The organism is Tundrisphaera macrotermitis (assembly GCF_051175315.1).
Classification (GTDB): domain Bacteria; phylum Planctomycetota; class Planctomycetia; order Isosphaerales; family Isosphaeraceae; genus Tundrisphaera.
The window spans coordinates 5,235,950-5,251,988 of sequence record NZ_CP195100.1; the positions used below are offsets into that span (position 1 = coordinate 5,235,950).

The following is a 16,039-nucleotide window of genomic DNA, read 5'->3' on the forward strand; positions in this document are numbered from 1 at the left end:
TAACCCAGATGATTTTCTCGTTCTTGACCTGGGAGCCTTGCCATGTCTGCCCGCGCCGCTGCCAAGATTGCCGACACTCCGGTTGAAGTGGAAGCAGAAGATATCAGCCAAGAAAATCCTGATAGCGATTCGGACATGGTTCAGGAAAAACGCAAATCCAATTCCGCCATCATCCGCGAAGCGGTCGATGAAGGATACGATTCGCCAAAGGATGGCTGTGCGTGGATTTTGGAGACTTACAAAAGGAAAATCACTCCGCAAAACTATTCCCAAATCAAAGCACAATACAAGAAGAAGACTTCTAACGATGGGGCGAGCGACGACAAGCAGTCCCGATCTGTCCCGACGACATCCACGGCTGCCACTCCGAAGATTCCGCAACTTCCGAACACTTTCGGCGAGGACATGAAGGAAATCAATCTACTGATCCAATCGCAGGGTGGTCCCGCCAAGCTGAAGGATCTATTGGGACAGATCAAGGGATTGATTGGTCGATACGGGACGCAAAACCTGGAAGCGATGATTGACGCTTTCAGCGTTTGAACTCCCCTGCCCTGGTTCACCATCTTCAATCCCGCAACGCCCTACGTTGCGGGATTTTTCTTTTACCGGAGTGACGATGCGACTTTATCATTACACAAGCTGGGTTCATGGCTTCTACATTGCGAAGGAAGGCATTACGCGGGGCGAGTGTCCGGTTACGAAGGATCTCGTCTTGGACTTCCCGAACCTGACTAGTGATACCAACGTCGGGAACCAGAAGTGGAACGCGGGCGGAATGCTCAACAAAGGTGCCCTGCGTTTCCCTGTGGACATCCCTGATGGGGACGACAAGCTGATTAGCTGGAGGGACCTGACCACACGCCACAAGATGGACAAAGCGACGTATCGGCACTATGACGCCCTGGGTGGCTACGGGGCGAAAAACTGGTGGATCTACCAGGGCGCCATTCCCAAGGAGTGGCTTTCGGATGTTGAGATCCTTTCTCGGGATCACAATTCAATGGAAGCGTTCCTATGTTCCCAGTGCCAGGACTTCGCAACCTATGAAGAACTTCTTCTGGGGAACGGATTCTTCAAGAATTCGTTGGGGTTGTGGTCCGTGGATACGATCGCGTTTAATGCGAGGGTCCGGAAGTGGAAAGCTGGCTGATCCATCCTAGATAGTTCGATCACTGTTTTCAGGAAGTAAAAGCCAACGGGTTGATGCCTGTTGGCTTTTCCTTTTGGTGGCAAAGCGATTCAATCGCAGTTGCAGGTTTTGTCATCGTTAAGACATTCTTGACACACGACATTGCCACATCCCGAGCAATGTTCCCAACCGCAAGATTTGCAAACATCCTCTCCGCATGCATTGCAGGTTGCAACTGCTTCTGCGTCGTCATCTTCGCACTGGAAGCATCGCTGATAATCATCTAAATCATCATCGTTTCCACAAAGTTCATCTGCAATTTCGTCCACCTCTTTAATTTCGGTGATTTCGTCGTCGCAGAAAATCTCCTCCCAATCCATGTCCTGATCACAATATTCATCAAGCTCGAAATCATAGATTTTGTCTTTAATCTCTTCTTTCGAATCCGCTTCCACAATCGTCCACGCGGTTTCAATGATGACTCGCTTTAGTTGGACATTATACTTTGGCATTGGTTCGGCTCCTGGTAAAGCACCGTACAGCGTGAATCGGCGACACAGGATCTTTATCCCGGCGTGTCGCCGATCTGTAAAATTCTTTTTGTCGCGAAATTTTTGTTACCAGTGCCACTTTTTGAACTGGTGACAGAAGCAACCAGGAGTTGCACAGCCATCAAGGACAACGCCCATCGTCTCGTCTGGGACTTCGTAGACTTCGGATGCGTCATACGACAGGTAGCCAACAGCTATGCTTGCTGCCGCCAAGAAGAAGATTAAACGCATGACGTCTCCAGTTTAGATGTTTTGGTGGCTGACAAGAACTTGATACCGTGGTTCGGTCGGGATTAAAGGACTTTCTTTTACGTCTCGAAATTCGTAGATGCATGGTTCGGTCGCCAATGCCGTTCCTATCTTCTCCACCACCAAGTCGGGGGGACGATACTCCACCCAGGTGCCGTTCTTCCATGCGTCATAAGGGAACGTCAGCTTGGCTTGCGTTTCCGATTCAGCGGCAATCACTCCCTTCCACTTCTTGGGTCCCATGCGAGTCACCAGGTATAGGTTCATTGCGGCTCCTTCTTCTCACGATGATACTTTAGCAACCTGGAAACCCTTGCTTGCGAAACTCCATACATCCTGCCGATTGACGTCTGCTTGAAACCTCCCTTGATGAGTTCTTCAACCACGTCAATGCCTGGAAGAAGCTTCGGAGTTTTTGCGTTCTTCGGAATGCCTATCTCCTGTAAACGATTGGAAACAGTGTCAATGCTGACGCCTAAACGATGGGCAATCATCTTGCGTGAAATTCCATCGTTGAAAAGTCTTGCAACCTCGAATGGATCAGCAGGACGGTAAAGCGTAACAGGATGACGTTTGGTAATTTCGTAAAGAATGTGAACTGGGACTTTTCCATGTCGGGCAATCTGTGCTAGTGACATTTCCCGATCACACAATCGCTGCACAGTCTCCGGAGTTATTTTCGCTGGCTTGTGGTGGAGCATTAGATTTCATTCGCTCTCTGCCGAAAGCATTCACGGCAATAATCGTTGTATTCTTCTCTCTGATGGATTTCCGACAAGAACGGATCAGCCAAATACTGCACAGGGCGAGTTTTTCCGCAATGCTCGCAGTCCCTTATGGAAGTCTTGAAATCATCCTCGTTCCATTCTTCTTCGATATAAACGTCGTCATGATCTGGCGAGGGATCAGACATGGACCAGACTTCAACATAGTTCTGTTGCATGTGGATGGTTCCATCGTCGTCCACAAAAGTTTCCCAGTTTGACGGTATTCTATTGTTTATCACCAGTATCCTTTCCATGTTGCGGCATCTTCTTTATAGCGTTGCCAAAATATCATCGTCGATTTCTCGCCCTGGAGGCGGTCGATTGCCTCCAGGACCATTCGCCAGTAATCGTGGCTGACTGTGGTGGTCTTAGGCATCCCAAGGACCAAAATCGGCGACAATCAAATTATCTCTGTCAATTGTTACAAGGTGATGTTTTGGAATCGCGTGAAGGAATGCGTTCAAGAGAGGTTTGACTACAACGGCTCCATTTACGACGAATGATCCATTGCCTCTACCAAGATCAGTCTTCAAACGACACGGAATTAATTCTTCTGTTTTTGCTAATGTCATTTTTCGTCCTTTGCTTCCTATATTAGAGTGGACCTTGAAATTGAGCATTTTTTCCTTGAAGCGGCTCCAGGCTCGGTAATGCCTGGAGCCGCTTTCGTGTTATGGATTAGGCAATGAGATTGTATGGATATTGCAGTTGCAAGACATCTCGGACGGGATAAATTGAATCAAAAGAACTGCAAACAGAAACAGCAGTCCAAATCCCAATACTGGCAGAATTATAATATCTGAAAAGTCGGCTCCATAATTGTCATTACTCATTTTTATTCCTCATTCTTGGCGTTACTCTTTCTTGACCAGCGGCTACCTTTAAAGCTGGCAACAATCTTCTTGAAACTATCCTCGCTCCAGAAATACTTCCCATTGCCTGCCACGCTATCAAAGGCTGGCAATTTTCCTTCCTTTGCATGTCTCTGAACTGTTGCAGTGCATACGCCACTGGCAACAGCAACATCAAACATCGTAAACAACTTTTCTGCCATCATTACACCTCCTGAATAATATAGTAAGCTTTTTCATTTTCTTGCCAAATACCATAAATAAATTTTGTGGCACTAACGCAAGGAGATGTATGACAAGAAGAGGAATGGCGGAAGAACTTGGCTGCGATGTTTCAACGCTGGAGATATTTTTGCAATCGATCGATGATTTCGCTGGGATCGGTAAGAAGATCAGCGACAAGGAAGCGGAAAGGATTTCCGCTAGGTGGTATTCCAGTGGGGCTGCCGCCCAATACGAAGAGGAAGGCGCCCTGGTGCCTCTCCAGCAGCCCGTCAGCTACCAGAGGCACGTTCGGGAGTCTGACGCCGATTGGCTGCGTGTGAGACTCGCCAGACACATCCTGGACGGTTGGTCCTGCGTCATCTGTGGCAGCAAGGATGAACCAGGTGGACTTCAAACCCATCACACGGACTATTCCGCCATGTCGCGTGGTGACCTGGAAGGAGAAGTTCTAGCTTCCAGGTCTTTTTGTGAACGTTGCCACAAGAAAACGCATGGCATTTAATTCATTCTGGTTTTCGCTGCGAAAAACCCCATTTAATCCATCGGTCGGAAATGAGAAGGTTTTGTTCCTCGGAAAAGAACTCTCCTTCTATAAGATCGGGTCCGTTGGGGAATAGCCTATCAAGAAAGGCTCCCCAGCGGCGTGTGTTCGTGGCGTTCAACTTCTCCCTGATTTGCTTGGCTGTAATTTTTTGTGTCATACCGTATGTATGACAAACTTTGAGAAAATTCGGTATTGGTTCTGAAAAACGTTTTGACTATTCTATATAAGACAGGAGGAACAAACGATGGGCAGTGATAAGTTCTACACAATCGACGAAGTTTTGCACGCGGTGGGGCTGAAGCGTAACACCTTCGATTTTCACAAGCGAAAAAAGTATATCCCAGAACCAACCCAATGGTGTGCGAGGTTGGTTTACAATCAGCGTGATTTCGATGAAATCCGACGCTACTTTGCCAACAGAAACAAATTCCAAAGACACGCAAAGAAAGAGGTGGTGTGATGTGGATTGAAACTGAAGATGGCATCATGAGAAACTTAGAGGCATTTCAAGAACTTCGATACACTGATGATTCCATCTATGGCTTCCCAAAGGGCAGTTCGGAATCAGACGATTTGTTTAATTCGTGTGATCCCTCTGTTGTAAAAGCCGCATGGAGAAAATTTACACAAGCAATTAGAGACAAAAAAGAATACTTCTCCTTTGACGAAGCATGTGACGAATATCTCAAGTCAATAGATTTGTAGGAGCATGAAATCGAGAAACCCCGGGGTGGTAGCCCCGGGGTCCCTCTCAAACGCAGTCGCAGTGTTTAACGCCTTACCTGGTATCTATAACATGAGTAGTGTAAATCAGAATTCAAACGCAAACAATAGCAAAATCAGCCAAGTTTCCGCAAACGAGCCTAGCATCAAGTTGATTCGCCAGACCTTGTCCACGTTGTGTGTTCCAGGTCAAGTCTACGAATTGCGTGTCATCGAATCGTCAAATGGAACTATCAGTGGTTATTTTGATGACCTGGATAGGATGACAGATGCCGCAGTCAACTTGACATTGGGTTGCATCAAGGTTGACACGCAGTATGGTCCGAAACAAGTTTTCGATTGCAAAGCCGTTTACATGGTTGCGAACCCTGTGAAGAAGTCCTTGCTGTCTAGGGCTTGCAATCGGGTCAAGGCAATTCCAAAAGGTGGAAAGACCACGGAAGATGTCCAGGTCATTCACCGCAACAGGTTGTTCATCGACCTGGATTCGATCTGCGAAGATGAAGATATCAATGCGACGGACGCAGAACATGATTATGCTTGCTCCACTGCTGCTAAGGTCAAAGATTATCTCAGCGGATTGGGATTCCCCGATCCTTGCTACTGCTCCAGTGGCAACGGCTCGCACCTAATCTATGGGATTGATCTTCCAAACGACGCAGCTACCGAAACGATGATCGTTTCGTTCATCAATTCTTTGAAACTTCGCTTCACGGATGACAAGGTCAAGATTGATACCGTCGTTGCCAATGCGGCGCGGCTGATTCCGATCTATGGGACATGGAAAAGAAAATCCGACCACACAGAAGATAATCCCCAGAGGATCGCCAAAATCCTGGACTCCCCTGCCGTCCTGGAGGTTGTCCCGCCCGAACTCCTGCAACTGGTCATTGATGATGCTCCAGTGGCTCCAGACGCCCACCAGGAGCCGCTAAAGGAAGATCCGAAGGACAAGCCAAGCGATGTCCGCGCCGTCATGGAAGAACGCCTGAAAGCGGCTGGAGGCGGCAGCTTCAAGGGCGAAGGATCGGAATGGTTCAAGGCATATTATAATCTTCGCACCTTGGATGTCATGGCGTTCTGTGAAGCGGCAGACTTGGACCCGACCGATAAGGGTGGGAAATTTGAAGTACTCTGCCCTTGGACCGACGAACACAAGAATGGCAAAGGAAACGGCGCCTGCTTCTACAAAGCAGAAGGTGAATTTCCAAGGTTCCACTGTCTTCACGAAACTTGCAATAATAACAAACGCGATATGGAAGCGGTCTGCGCCCGATATGGGAAGGAGATGATTAACAAGTTCTGCGAGGAATACAAGATATCTGATAACGAATATCCCCACACGGAATCTGCGAACGGCATTCGTCGAATCTTTGTCGCAGGGCGCCAGCTTTCGGACATGGTTAATGATGCCGTTGACGCAGTTACAGAATTCAACAATCCTCCCATCCTGTTTCGACGTGGTGGAACCTGCGTGCAACTGGTGGAAGATGAGAATGAACGTGGTGACGTAAAGTTGATGGCTAAGACCGTGGTGCGAAACGCCTTGCTGGGTTTCCTTGCTAAAGCCGCAAACTGGGTTAAGACTGACCAGAAAGGAAAACTGGTCAATGTCTGCCCACCACAAATGGTCATCGATGCTGTTCATGCCACTGATATCAAGTTTCCGATCCTTTCCGGTATCGTTGAAACCCCGGTCTATACGGCGAAAGGAACGCTCCTGACCACGCCTGGTTATGATCCCGTGTCCCGTCTCTGGTATCGCCCTAGCGAAAGTCTCAAAGGCTTGTCCGTGCCTGCAAAGCCAACTGCATCGGAAATCACGAAAGCCAGGGATCTTCTCTTGAAGGACCTGGTTCTAGATTTTCCTTTCGTTGATCAATGCTCCCTGGCAAACGCTATCGGGCTGCTGTTGATGTATTTCGTGCGGGAAATGATTCCTGGTTCAACGCCCTGGCATATCGCGGATGCTCCTGATAACCGTGTTGGTAAGACGCTGATTATGGATCTTATCGCATACATCTGGACGGGGCGGCAGGCGTCAACCACTCCTGAATGTCACAGCGAAGAAGAATGGAACAAAACCTTGACGTCTCTGTTGATGGCAGGTTCGCCTTACATCTTCATTGATAACATCAACAGGGCGATTGCGTCCGGGACCCTCGCGTCAGTTCTCACAACGGGATGGCATAAGGCTAGGGTCCTCGGGACCAACCGAATGACCGATATGCCCGTACGGTCAATCTTCATGGGATCTGGAACCAATCCTAAGTTCAGCAAGGAAAATGCGAAGCGTATCGTGAAATTCCGTCTTGATCCTGGCGTGGAAAATCCTGAACTGCGATCCGGTTTCAAACATCCCAACATCAGGAAGTGGACCGCAGAGAATCGCAAGGATCTTGTTCAAGCTTGCTTGACCCTCTGCTCTGCTTGGATTGCCGCTGGGAAGCCAGTTGGAAAGCAGACGATGGGAGGATTTGAAGATTACGTTCAGGTCGTTGGCGGAATTCTTGACGTTGCTGGTATCCCGGGTTTCCTCGGAAACTATATCAATGATCTGGCTGATTTGAATAGCGTGGACGAAGGATGGGGGGAACTCATTACATTCTGGTCCAACATGCTAAAAGGCAAGGCTATGACGGCTGGCAAACTTTTAGAACTCCTGGAATATCACAAGATTGAAACGCCTTTCTTGGATGGAAAATCGCAGCAATCCAAGAAGGTTGCGATGGGTCATGCTCTTTCGCGTCAAGTTGATCGTATTATCGGTGGATTCAAGATCACAAGGGCTAAGGACGAACACGGGAAGCCAAAGAAAGATTGTCATGGAACGGCACTTTATTGCTTGATCAATGTTGCAGCAGAAACGGAAACGACCGAACAAGAAGGTGTTCAAGAGAAGGAGCCGCTAGATAACCTCCAGGTTGGGGACCAGGTGGTCATTGAAGAAGGTGGAGAATCCTACAAGATTGTTTCCATACGCCCGTATTCGGAGTTCGCTTCCTTCTATCGTCTGTCTGTTCCAGAAGATTGGATTCCGCCCGATGGATTGACAACCCAGGTCATGGATGGTCAGCGGACTGTGTCCGTAGAAATCGACCGAATCTTGTCCAAAGCGAGTTGAAACATACCGAACTCATACCGAATTACCGAGTTCGGTATGAGTTCGGTATGAGTTCGGTATCGAGTTCGGTAACTACAAGCCCTTGTATAGCAATGGGTTATGTCAATATACCGAACTTACCGAACTAGGTGGGGGGGGTTGTGGGGATTCTTATATTACCTTCAATAACCTAGAGTATTCTTTTATTTTGAGTTTTGTAGGAGAGAGATAGAGTGATTGCATAGAAAATCCCAGCGACCCCCCCCACCTAGTTCGGTAAGTTCGGTATCCACGCCATAAGTGCCTATTGTGTAAGGGAAAATCGACTACCGAACTCGATACCGAACTCATACCGAACTCATACCGAACTCCCGAGTTCGGTATCCTGCCCTGTGCGGCTCCTGGATCGGCTCCAGGGCGATCTCCCCTTGCCTGATTTTCTCATGACAATAGCAATGACTTAACCTAAGATGCAGGTATAACTTAAGTGAAATTTTTTTAAAGGGCGATTAATGAGAAGCAAAGAACAACGTGATTCAAGAAGACTAGCTGGACTATGCACTGAATGCGGAAAACTTCCCCCAATTTCAACATCCCGATGTTGCGAAGATTGCAAACGAAAACATCGGGTGAGAAAGCAAGTCAAAGCTTTGAAGGTGATGGGATGTTGTATCGTATGTGGAAAAGAACGTGACAATAAATCGGTAACTTGCGAAAAGTGCATCAAGAAGAATTACGCAAAGAGCATACTTGGTTCAACCAAGAAAGCACATGTCATAGAAGAACTATTTAACTCACAGAACCGCAGGTGTGCATACACTGGCTTACGACTTGAATTAGGAGTCAATGCCTCATTGGACCATATCATCCCCCGATCTCAGGGTGGTAGCAATGATCCATCCAATTTGCAGTGGGTTCACAAGTGGGTGAATTACATGAAATCAACCACCCCCTCCGATGAATTTCTAGAACAGCTTAACAGATTCGTTTACGCTCTATTGCTAAATGAATCCGACATGATCGCCTGAGACTCCACCACGGGCATTCTGGGAGCTTCCCGCCCGAATCCCCCTCCAGCCGTCGCCGATCGCTGGAAACGCCCCCTGGAGCCTCTAGATAACCCGAAGGCATCAACGGCAAAGACGCAGTGCCGATGCCGTTGGATCACCAAAATCCAATCAACTGCGTCAGCAAGGAAAATTTGGTCCCTTGCCGGTGTGTTGTCAGGCACACCAAACCCTTGTTCTTTTGACGAACAAGTCTGCGAAAATGACAACCATTTGCCGTGGTTGTCATTTTTCGTTTTCGGCACTCTATCTAAACTATCGAGGATTGGGATATCAGGCGTGAGTGATCCCCTTCCCTGGCGGTTTTCCATATGCACCGCCCGAAACCACGCCTGCAAGATGATGTTTAATACGCCGTCAGTCTTGTATGATAAAATCCTGGAGACAACCCCAGGATTTTGTCATGTACCGAACTAACTATTTTCTGACATCTTCCGATAGTGACCTATAATGCATACGCATAGTTTTCACAGTCGAGTAAGGGCAGGATGATCGTAGCGTCATCCTGCCCTTGTTCATTTCAGTGCTAACCGCCAAATCAAGTAGGCGGTTAACACACCTAACGCCAACTGAAAACCGAACGAGATAATTCCAGCCCATTTCCCATTTTCTTCTCCTTGCTTGTGTTTCAGCAGCGAAATTTCTTGCTCTTGCTGAACCGATTTTGCTTTGCAGTATTCCAGATCAGCTTTGATATCATTTTTCAGGGAATTCTGTTCCACCTTTAAAACCCTCAAAACTAACATTTGGATGTTCGTTCCAATCAATCCTAACAGATCGTCTTGCTTTTCGTACCTGTGGACAATCTCTTTCAATCTTTCGTCCAACCTTGCTGCGCGATCCCGAACCAGGTCAACTTCGCTTTCAATCAGTGGGATGTCACGCAGAATGTTAGGCATTGCCCTTATATAACTTCATGGGACTTCGTAATCTATTCCGCAAGAAAAACACATCCGTCGAAATCAAGGACCAGATTTCCGGCGATCGGCTCGCCCTGGCTACCGCTCGCGCCGGTGGCGTCGGCGCCATCGTCCTAGCAGTCCTGGAAGGTCTCCAGCCACATCTAGGCGAATTCCTGGATAGTCGCTGGGTGGGAATCGCCAGTGCCGCTGTGACGCTCCTGGTGCTGATCCTGCGAGACCTCCAGCGTGGTGCCGACGTCGTCCAGGAGCCGCTAGAGAAACATCCAGAGAAGGTTGCAATTCTCGCAATCCCCACCCTTCCCCCCGACAAGTCCCAGGTGGGAATCACCGAAACGACGCAGCCAGAGGACCGATACCGCACCTTTGACATCATCGAAAAGGAACACATTGATCGACTATTCTAAACTTTATGTCATGTTGGAAGATATCAAGTCACAGTTGAATGGCGTCCAGAACAACGTCACAACCTTGACGCAGGATATCAATCGATCGTTGTCCAACATCGAAACCAGACTTGCCAAGCTGGAGCCACCACGGAAACCGGCGCGTCAGGTGGTTTCTAAGTGAAAGAATTCATCAAGGTCACCATCATGATTGACACCTGCTATAACCCCTATATGGAATCGGAGCCGATGTCAGCAGAAGAAGTTGTCAAAGCGGAACTTTGCCCTTATCTGACTAGGAAGAAATTCAACCGTAAATCTTTGACTGAAATTAAAGTTGGTGAAGTGGTGGACCTGGAGTGTAGCGAAATTCTCATTCGCTTGAAGGATTCAGAATGAACTTCGCCACACCTTATAGGGTGGAGCGAATCGCACAATGGGTCCAAGTGTTCGTTGCCGCCCTGTTCAAAGAATATCCAGACGCAACTTTGATGCAAGCCGTGGAATATACCATGCATGTTGCAGATAGGAAGTTCTGGGTTCATACGGTGGACGACGAACAATACTTTGACTGGATGGAGTTGATTTACAAGATTGCCACTGATGTGGCACATAGCATTTTGGGTGGTTGGGAACCGAACGAGGAATCTTGATGGCAGAACGGAAGAAACCCAAGGAGAAGATGCCGCAAATCAGAAAGGTTGGCAGACCCCGTGTCAGGAAGAATCCCGAGACGAAAGGGACTGGAACCTATAAATTGACTCCTGCTATCAGCAAGAAACTTTGCGGTCTAGTTCGTATCGGCGTTACCATAGAACAAGCTGCCGCAATCTGTATGCTACATGAATCTACCGTCCACAACTGGATCAATGATGGCATGGCAGAGAAGACGCCTGAACTTCTTGATTTTGCATTACGGATCAATCAGGCAATCAATCTTTTCTACGCAGACAATTTGATGGGGATCAAGAAATCAGCTAAAGGACCAGATGGTAAACGCAACTTCTTTGCTTATGCCTGGCTCCTGGAGCGAGTGCCCAAAGGACAACCCTTCGCCATTCAGCGGCAGAAATTAGAAATCAATGACGTTACGGTGAAAGACGCTGCCGCCAAGATCAGCACAGCAGAGGACAACGCCATTGCCTCTAAGATGCTGCAATTGACAGAACAAGAGACTGTGATTGACGTTACGCCAGAAGCAGAGAGAGAAGAAGTTGATTAGGACTGCACCTGCAAAATTTCGTGTTTACATAAATGCAAAAACATATAACATTTCACTTATCATCATTTCGCAGCCAAAAACAAGGCATTTTCGAGCATAACCAATAATACATACATTAATACTCATTAGTTGGGGTTAAGCTCTACGATAATCCCGTGCCATAAATCTCTCCTTATGCACAGTCCGAACATATAAATCATACCATATATCTTATTGTCTTATTAATGACTGTACAATGATGATAATGTTATAGATGTACATGCATAAAGGGCAGCAGAAGGAAATCTTCTGCTGCCCTTTACGTTTTCGCTATACGCTGGAACGGTTTACGTCGGAATTATGCCATACGCTGTAGGACCCTTGACACTTGTCCTTGGCTCCAGGATTTCCCGGACCTGGTGGTGTGTCCCTCCAGGGTCAATCTTTCTGCAATCTGGGATTGGGTCATCCCCCCTGCCCTCCAGGACAACATCATGGGCGTCAGGTCCGCATAGGCGGCAGCCGCTTCAGCCGATCGCCGCTTTGACGCCACCCTGGAGCCTTCCAGCCGGGCTTCCTGGGTGATCTTAACCCCGTTGGGATGGGAAGCACCTAACAGCCCCCCTCTGGCTTTATAGGCGGCAAGTGCGGCTTTCGTCCTGGAACTAATTGCCTTCCGTTCGTATTGGGCAAAGGCTGCCATGAGATGGAGCGTGATTTCCGATGCTTCTGGCATATCGCAGCAGACGAAGGGAACCTTGGTTTCCATGAGGTTTGCCAAGAACGCCATGTTTCTGCTAAGACGATCCAGCTTGGCAATGCAGAGGGTAGCACCTGCCCTGCGAGCGTGTGCCATAGCCTTCATGAGTTCAGGACGGTCATTATCCTTGCCGCTTTCCGTCTCCTGGTAAGCCTTGATAACTTCCTTGCCGTATGCTTTGGCATAATCGGCAACGGCTGTTTCTTGTGCTTCCAACCCTAGACCTGAACGACCTTGTGCCAAAGTTGAAACACGATAGTAAGCAATGAGTTTCCCATTCATTGGACACCATCCCCACCTAGTGAACAAGATCCATCCCAGAGATACTATCATCGCATATCAGGTCCGGTCAGTCCAGGTGGCGCATACCGTATTTCCTTAGAACGTATAGAGGTTGTGGAAATTCTTTACGCTGGACGCCCACCCATTCGCATAAGCAGAAATCGTATGTGATAGATCGTTATATGTAATATGCATTACAATGATGCCCACTTATATGTGTCATAATTAGAGCGCTACATATAAGTGGTGATGCATGGGTGGGGGGCGGTGCAAACCAGGCGGCAACTTCCAAAAGACCCTTATCCAAATAACAACTTCTTCAGCGGCAGCGAAATTATCAAAAAAGGGTCTCTCAATAGGGAATGGATACAAGTGAAGTTGCAAAGCTGGCAGAAAAACATGCCAAACCTATCATGGAATTTCTCGGAATAAGTTATTGGCAAGTCAAATTTCAATGTTGCAGGCTCCCCAGCACAGAAGATGGTCAAGTTGCAGGAGATTGCACACCGTTCATCGATTACGAAACCGCGACGATCAAAATTGACCCTGAAGCGGTAGAAAACGAGGAAGGATTGATTGACCTGCTTCATCATGAAGCATGTCATATCCTCGTCTCGCCCTTCTCCCGTTACCTGGATGCCGTGGAAACGGTCCTTAGCAATGAGCAGACGGCTATCACACGACAAGTCTATCATTCCGCGAATGAAGCTGCCGTTCTGCTGCTTCATCGCAACTGGCTTCATCAGATGAGACAGGTTTACCTGGACAAGATCAAGGACCAGGGCGTCAAAGAGCAGCCCAAAGAAGTAAAAAAAGAGCTAGATTTCGGGTTGGATGGAATTAGCATGGGAAAGTAGAATATTGTTCAGCTTCGGTTGAATAACATGATGCCAGGTTTCGTCTAATCGTTATGCCAAACCAATTTAACTACATTCCCCTTTCAGATTTCCTAATTCAACAATTGCATCCATCAAAGAACGGTGATCTTGATGCCGCAAAGATAGGTGCAGGATCATCAAAAAAACTCTGGTGGAAATGCATCAATGACGCTTCCCATGAATGGCAGGCACAGCCTTGCGCTAGGACAAGGGGTCAAGGCTGTCCTTACTGTGCGGGGAAGAAGACCGATAAGAACAACTCGCTTGCCACGTTATTCCCTGATCTTGCAAAGGAGTGGCATCCACTAAATGATAAAACTCCTAATGACGTAGGAAAGGGCAGCCGCTACAAAGCGTGGTGGATATGTCCTCGCAACGCACATCATGATTATCAAGCAAAGGTAAGTCATAGAACAGGTAAAATGTCCAGCGGATGCCCGTTTTGCGTAGGAAAGAAGGTAAATCATACAAATTCTTTTGCCGCAATGAATCCTGAATTAGCCAAGGAGTGGCACAAGACACTCAATGGGTTATTGACTCCACATGATATTACTGAATGTAGCGGCAAAAAAGTCTGGTGGCAATGTCCGCGTTTCGAGCATCACGTCTATCGGGCTTATGTCAATAATAGATATAATGGTCAAAATTGCTCGATATGCAAGGAAAGCAAGGGCGAAAGAGCGATTGATAATCATCTTCGATCGCTTGGTTTCCATTACGTTAGGCAATTCAAAATCCGGACTTGCAAACACGTCAAGAATTTACCTTATGATTTTGCTGTGTGTCCAGATGGGATGATGCCCTTGCTCCTGGAGTTCCAGGGGATTCAACATTTCAGCCCGGTGAAATTGTTTGGTGGCAATGATCTTTTCATCAAGTTGAAGATTCGCGACGAAATTAAACGCAAGTGGGCGGAAGATCATGACATCCCTTACCTGGAGATACCATTTTTCCGCGTTGACGATATACCACAGTTGATTGACGAAGCTATTGGAAAACTTCCGAAGCAAAGGTCATTGCGAAATTAGCTCCAATAGAATGACTGTATAAGGCAATCACTATAGTTTGGCGATCTTCCCAAACGATCCCTGTAATCCTCCGCATTCTCCAGGTGGATCTTATCGGTCGCGGTTTGTTCGTATCGCAACGATTGGAGTTCATGGCGAAGTTTCTGCATTAGGTGTTCAGGGATTGCGAAAGTTGCATCTTTCGTCCTACGAAGTTGGGGCTGCTGATTGGTCCACAGGATTCGTGGTCCCGTCCGCTCCAGAACCGGGACTTCTTCCAGCTTCTCCCTGGAGGGGTCCAACCGCCTCGCTAAAGCCCATGCCGCGCAGGTCCGGTAATTCGTCCCCACTGCGTCCCTGGAGGCTCCAAAGGACCCCTTGTAGGCACGGCAACCAGTCAAACCTTGTCCCTGGAGGAATTCCCCGAAGGAAGACCCGGTTCCACCTGCGTCCCAACTGATCCGGGACGGGTCCACCTTGTATTGTCTGGCGTATGCGGCAACTCGTCTGGAGAGTTCTTCAGGCTTCCACTGGTTTGACCCCTCCAGTTCGTAAAGTCCTCCATCGTCCCTGACGCCTATGACAGCCTCGTCCCCCTTCCCTCCACCTTCCGCATAGTCGACGGCAATCCTGGTGAAGCCACTGGGGATGTGTTCTGCGTTGACGCAGGCGTCTAGCCATTCCTTCCTGAACAGCGATGCAGAAGATTCTTCCGGGAACTCTGCAAGGACATGAGAAAGCCACCACAATGATGCTTCACCATATTTCTCGCGATTGGTTGCTAGCCATTTCTGTGAAGCGAGTCCTGTTTCTGAGTTCCATTTGTTGATGTCGGGGGATTCCATCGAAGAAATTCTCATGAATCCCATCATGGAACCAGGCATCTGCGCCTTTTGCACTAGCTGATAGAACTGATTGTCGCATCGTAGGGGATTGCCTACGGCAATGATGCGATCCGCCGCAAGGGAGTCGATAGCGCTCCAGACCTCCGATGATATACCAGAAGCTTCATCCAAACATGCCATGACTGATTTCCCGTGGAAACCTGATAGCTTTTCCGTTTTTGTGGTAGAAATCCCCAGGGCGAGCCAATTTTCATCTAATTTCAGCATTTCATAGGGTGATGCCGTGATTTTGCCGCCCAAAGGATGCATTGAATTGTTGAAAGCGTCTCGGATATATCGCCAAAACACCGATGATAAGGAAGTTTGTGTTGGTGCGGAAGTTAGAATGATGCTATTTGGTCTGGTGAACAGATACCAGAGGACAATTCCTGCAATCCAAAATGATTTTCCGAGGCTATTCCCCGAAACAATCAGTGAAGTGTCATGGTCTGCTACCAGCTTGCACATGTCCTCCTGGCGATGCCAATAAGGCGAACGTCCCAGCACAA

General features: G+C 47.9%; 21 protein-coding genes. 13 read left to right on the forward strand and 8 right to left on the reverse strand.

The genetic code is table 11. The features are described from left to right. The first annotated feature begins 42 nt into the window (after positions 1–42). Entirely contained in the window at positions 43–543 is a 501-nt protein-coding gene (locus TA3x_RS21235; RefSeq protein ID WP_435016674.1) for a hypothetical protein, read from the forward strand. A gap of 76 nt (positions 544–619) precedes the next feature. Then, a complete protein-coding gene (locus TA3x_RS21240; protein WP_435016675.1) occupies positions 620–1,153 on the forward strand; it encodes a hypothetical protein in 534 nt (177 codons plus the stop codon). Positions 1,154–1,242: 89 nt separating this feature from the next. On the opposite strand, the gene TA3x_RS21245 is transcribed toward TA3x_RS21240, so the two are convergent. From TA3x_RS21245 to TA3x_RS21265, 5 genes are all read right to left on the reverse strand, one after another. Beyond that, the gene (locus tag TA3x_RS21245; RefSeq protein WP_435016676.1) at positions 1,243–1,644 is read right to left on the reverse strand and encodes a hypothetical protein; all 402 of its coding nucleotides are present in this window, start codon (positions 1,642–1,644) and stop codon (positions 1,243–1,245) included. Between the two features lie 282 nt (positions 1,645–1,926). Beyond that, positions 1,927–2,199 carry a hypothetical protein gene (locus TA3x_RS21250; protein WP_435016677.1) on the reverse strand — a complete coding sequence of 91 codons (273 nt, stop codon included), beginning with the start codon at positions 2,197–2,199 and terminating at the stop codon, positions 1,927–1,929. Next, positions 2,196–2,633, reverse strand: coding sequence for a hypothetical protein (locus TA3x_RS21255; RefSeq protein ID WP_435016678.1), 438 nt, complete (start codon positions 2,631–2,633; stop codon positions 2,196–2,198). Before TA3x_RS21255 ends, TA3x_RS21250 begins: the two co-directional genes overlap by 4 nt. Further along, positions 2,633–2,953 (reverse strand): hypothetical protein, encoded by a 321-nt coding sequence (locus tag TA3x_RS21260; protein WP_435016679.1) that lies wholly within the window; start codon positions 2,951–2,953, stop codon positions 2,633–2,635. Before TA3x_RS21260 ends, TA3x_RS21255 begins: the two co-directional genes overlap by 1 nt. A gap of 581 nt (positions 2,954–3,534) precedes the next feature. Then, on the reverse strand, positions 3,535–3,756 hold the full coding sequence (locus tag TA3x_RS21265; protein WP_435016680.1) for a hypothetical protein: 222 nt from the start codon (positions 3,754–3,756) through the stop codon (positions 3,535–3,537). A gap of 101 nt (positions 3,757–3,857) precedes the next feature. Between TA3x_RS21265 and TA3x_RS21270 the strand changes: the two genes are divergently transcribed. The 5 genes from TA3x_RS21270 to TA3x_RS21290 all read left to right on the forward strand — a co-directional run bounded on the left by TA3x_RS21270 (position 3,858) and on the right by TA3x_RS21290 (position 9,173). Next, complete coding sequence (locus TA3x_RS21270) at positions 3,858–4,277, forward strand: hypothetical protein (protein WP_435016681.1); 420 nt, start codon at positions 3,858–3,860, stop codon at positions 4,275–4,277. Between the two features lie 286 nt (positions 4,278–4,563). Continuing rightward, the gene (locus tag TA3x_RS21275) at positions 4,564–4,779 is read left to right on the forward strand and encodes a hypothetical protein (protein ID WP_435016682.1); all 216 of its coding nucleotides are present in this window, start codon (positions 4,564–4,566) and stop codon (positions 4,777–4,779) included. After that, the gene (locus TA3x_RS21280) at positions 4,776–5,024 is read left to right on the forward strand and encodes a hypothetical protein (protein WP_435016683.1); all 249 of its coding nucleotides are present in this window, start codon (positions 4,776–4,778) and stop codon (positions 5,022–5,024) included. The genes TA3x_RS21275 and TA3x_RS21280 overlap by 4 nt, the downstream gene beginning before the upstream one ends. Before the next feature lie 169 nt (positions 5,025–5,193). Next, positions 5,194–8,166 carry a hypothetical protein gene (locus tag TA3x_RS21285; RefSeq protein WP_435016684.1) on the forward strand — a complete coding sequence of 991 codons (2,973 nt, stop codon included), beginning with the start codon at positions 5,194–5,196 and terminating at the stop codon, positions 8,164–8,166. 638 nt (positions 8,167–8,804) lie between these two features. Then, the gene (locus TA3x_RS21290) at positions 8,805–9,173 is read left to right on the forward strand and encodes an HNH endonuclease (protein ID WP_435022405.1); all 369 of its coding nucleotides are present in this window, start codon (positions 8,805–8,807) and stop codon (positions 9,171–9,173) included. A gap of 554 nt (positions 9,174–9,727) precedes the next feature. Here TA3x_RS21290 and TA3x_RS21295 read toward each other — a convergent pair. Beyond that, the gene (locus TA3x_RS21295) at positions 9,728–10,111 is read right to left on the reverse strand and encodes a hypothetical protein (protein ID WP_435016685.1); all 384 of its coding nucleotides are present in this window, start codon (positions 10,109–10,111) and stop codon (positions 9,728–9,730) included. Here TA3x_RS21295 and TA3x_RS21300 point away from each other — a divergent pair. The 4 genes from TA3x_RS21300 (at position 10,111) to TA3x_RS21315 (ending at position 11,740) form a co-directional block, all read left to right on the forward strand. Beyond that, complete coding sequence (locus tag TA3x_RS21300) at positions 10,111–10,539, forward strand: hypothetical protein (protein WP_435016686.1); 429 nt, start codon at positions 10,111–10,113, stop codon at positions 10,537–10,539. The genes TA3x_RS21295 and TA3x_RS21300 overlap by 1 nt on opposite strands. A gap of 159 nt (positions 10,540–10,698) precedes the next feature. After that, positions 10,699–10,917 (forward strand): hypothetical protein, encoded by a 219-nt coding sequence (locus TA3x_RS21305; protein ID WP_435016687.1) that lies wholly within the window; start codon positions 10,699–10,701, stop codon positions 10,915–10,917. Beyond that, a complete protein-coding gene (locus TA3x_RS21310) occupies positions 10,914–11,171 on the forward strand; it encodes a hypothetical protein (protein WP_435016688.1) in 258 nt (85 codons plus the stop codon). Before TA3x_RS21305 ends, TA3x_RS21310 begins: the two co-directional genes overlap by 4 nt. Continuing rightward, a complete protein-coding gene (locus TA3x_RS21315) occupies positions 11,171–11,740 on the forward strand; it encodes a hypothetical protein (RefSeq protein WP_435016689.1) in 570 nt (189 codons plus the stop codon). Before TA3x_RS21310 ends, TA3x_RS21315 begins: the two co-directional genes overlap by 1 nt. Before the next feature lie 337 nt (positions 11,741–12,077). On the opposite strand, the gene TA3x_RS21320 is transcribed toward TA3x_RS21315, so the two are convergent. Beyond that, a complete protein-coding gene (locus TA3x_RS21320; protein ID WP_435016690.1) occupies positions 12,078–12,761 on the reverse strand; it encodes a recombinase family protein in 684 nt (227 codons plus the stop codon). A 362-nt stretch (positions 12,762–13,123) separates the two neighbouring features. Between TA3x_RS21320 and TA3x_RS21325 the strand changes: the two genes are divergently transcribed. Both TA3x_RS21325 and TA3x_RS21330 read left to right on the forward strand, forming a co-directional pair. Beyond that, entirely contained in the window at positions 13,124–13,618 is a 495-nt protein-coding gene (locus TA3x_RS21325) for a hypothetical protein (RefSeq protein ID WP_435016691.1), read from the forward strand. Positions 13,619–13,671: 53 nt separating this feature from the next. Beyond that, entirely contained in the window at positions 13,672–14,667 is a 996-nt protein-coding gene (locus TA3x_RS21330; protein ID WP_435016692.1) for a zinc-ribbon domain-containing protein, read from the forward strand. On the opposite strand, the gene TA3x_RS21335 is transcribed toward TA3x_RS21330, so the two are convergent. After that, the gene (locus TA3x_RS21335) at positions 14,664–15,998 is read right to left on the reverse strand and encodes a terminase large subunit domain-containing protein (RefSeq protein WP_435016693.1); all 1,335 of its coding nucleotides are present in this window, start codon (positions 15,996–15,998) and stop codon (positions 14,664–14,666) included. The genes TA3x_RS21330 and TA3x_RS21335 overlap by 4 nt on opposite strands. Between the last annotated feature and the right edge of the window lie 41 nt (positions 15,999–16,039).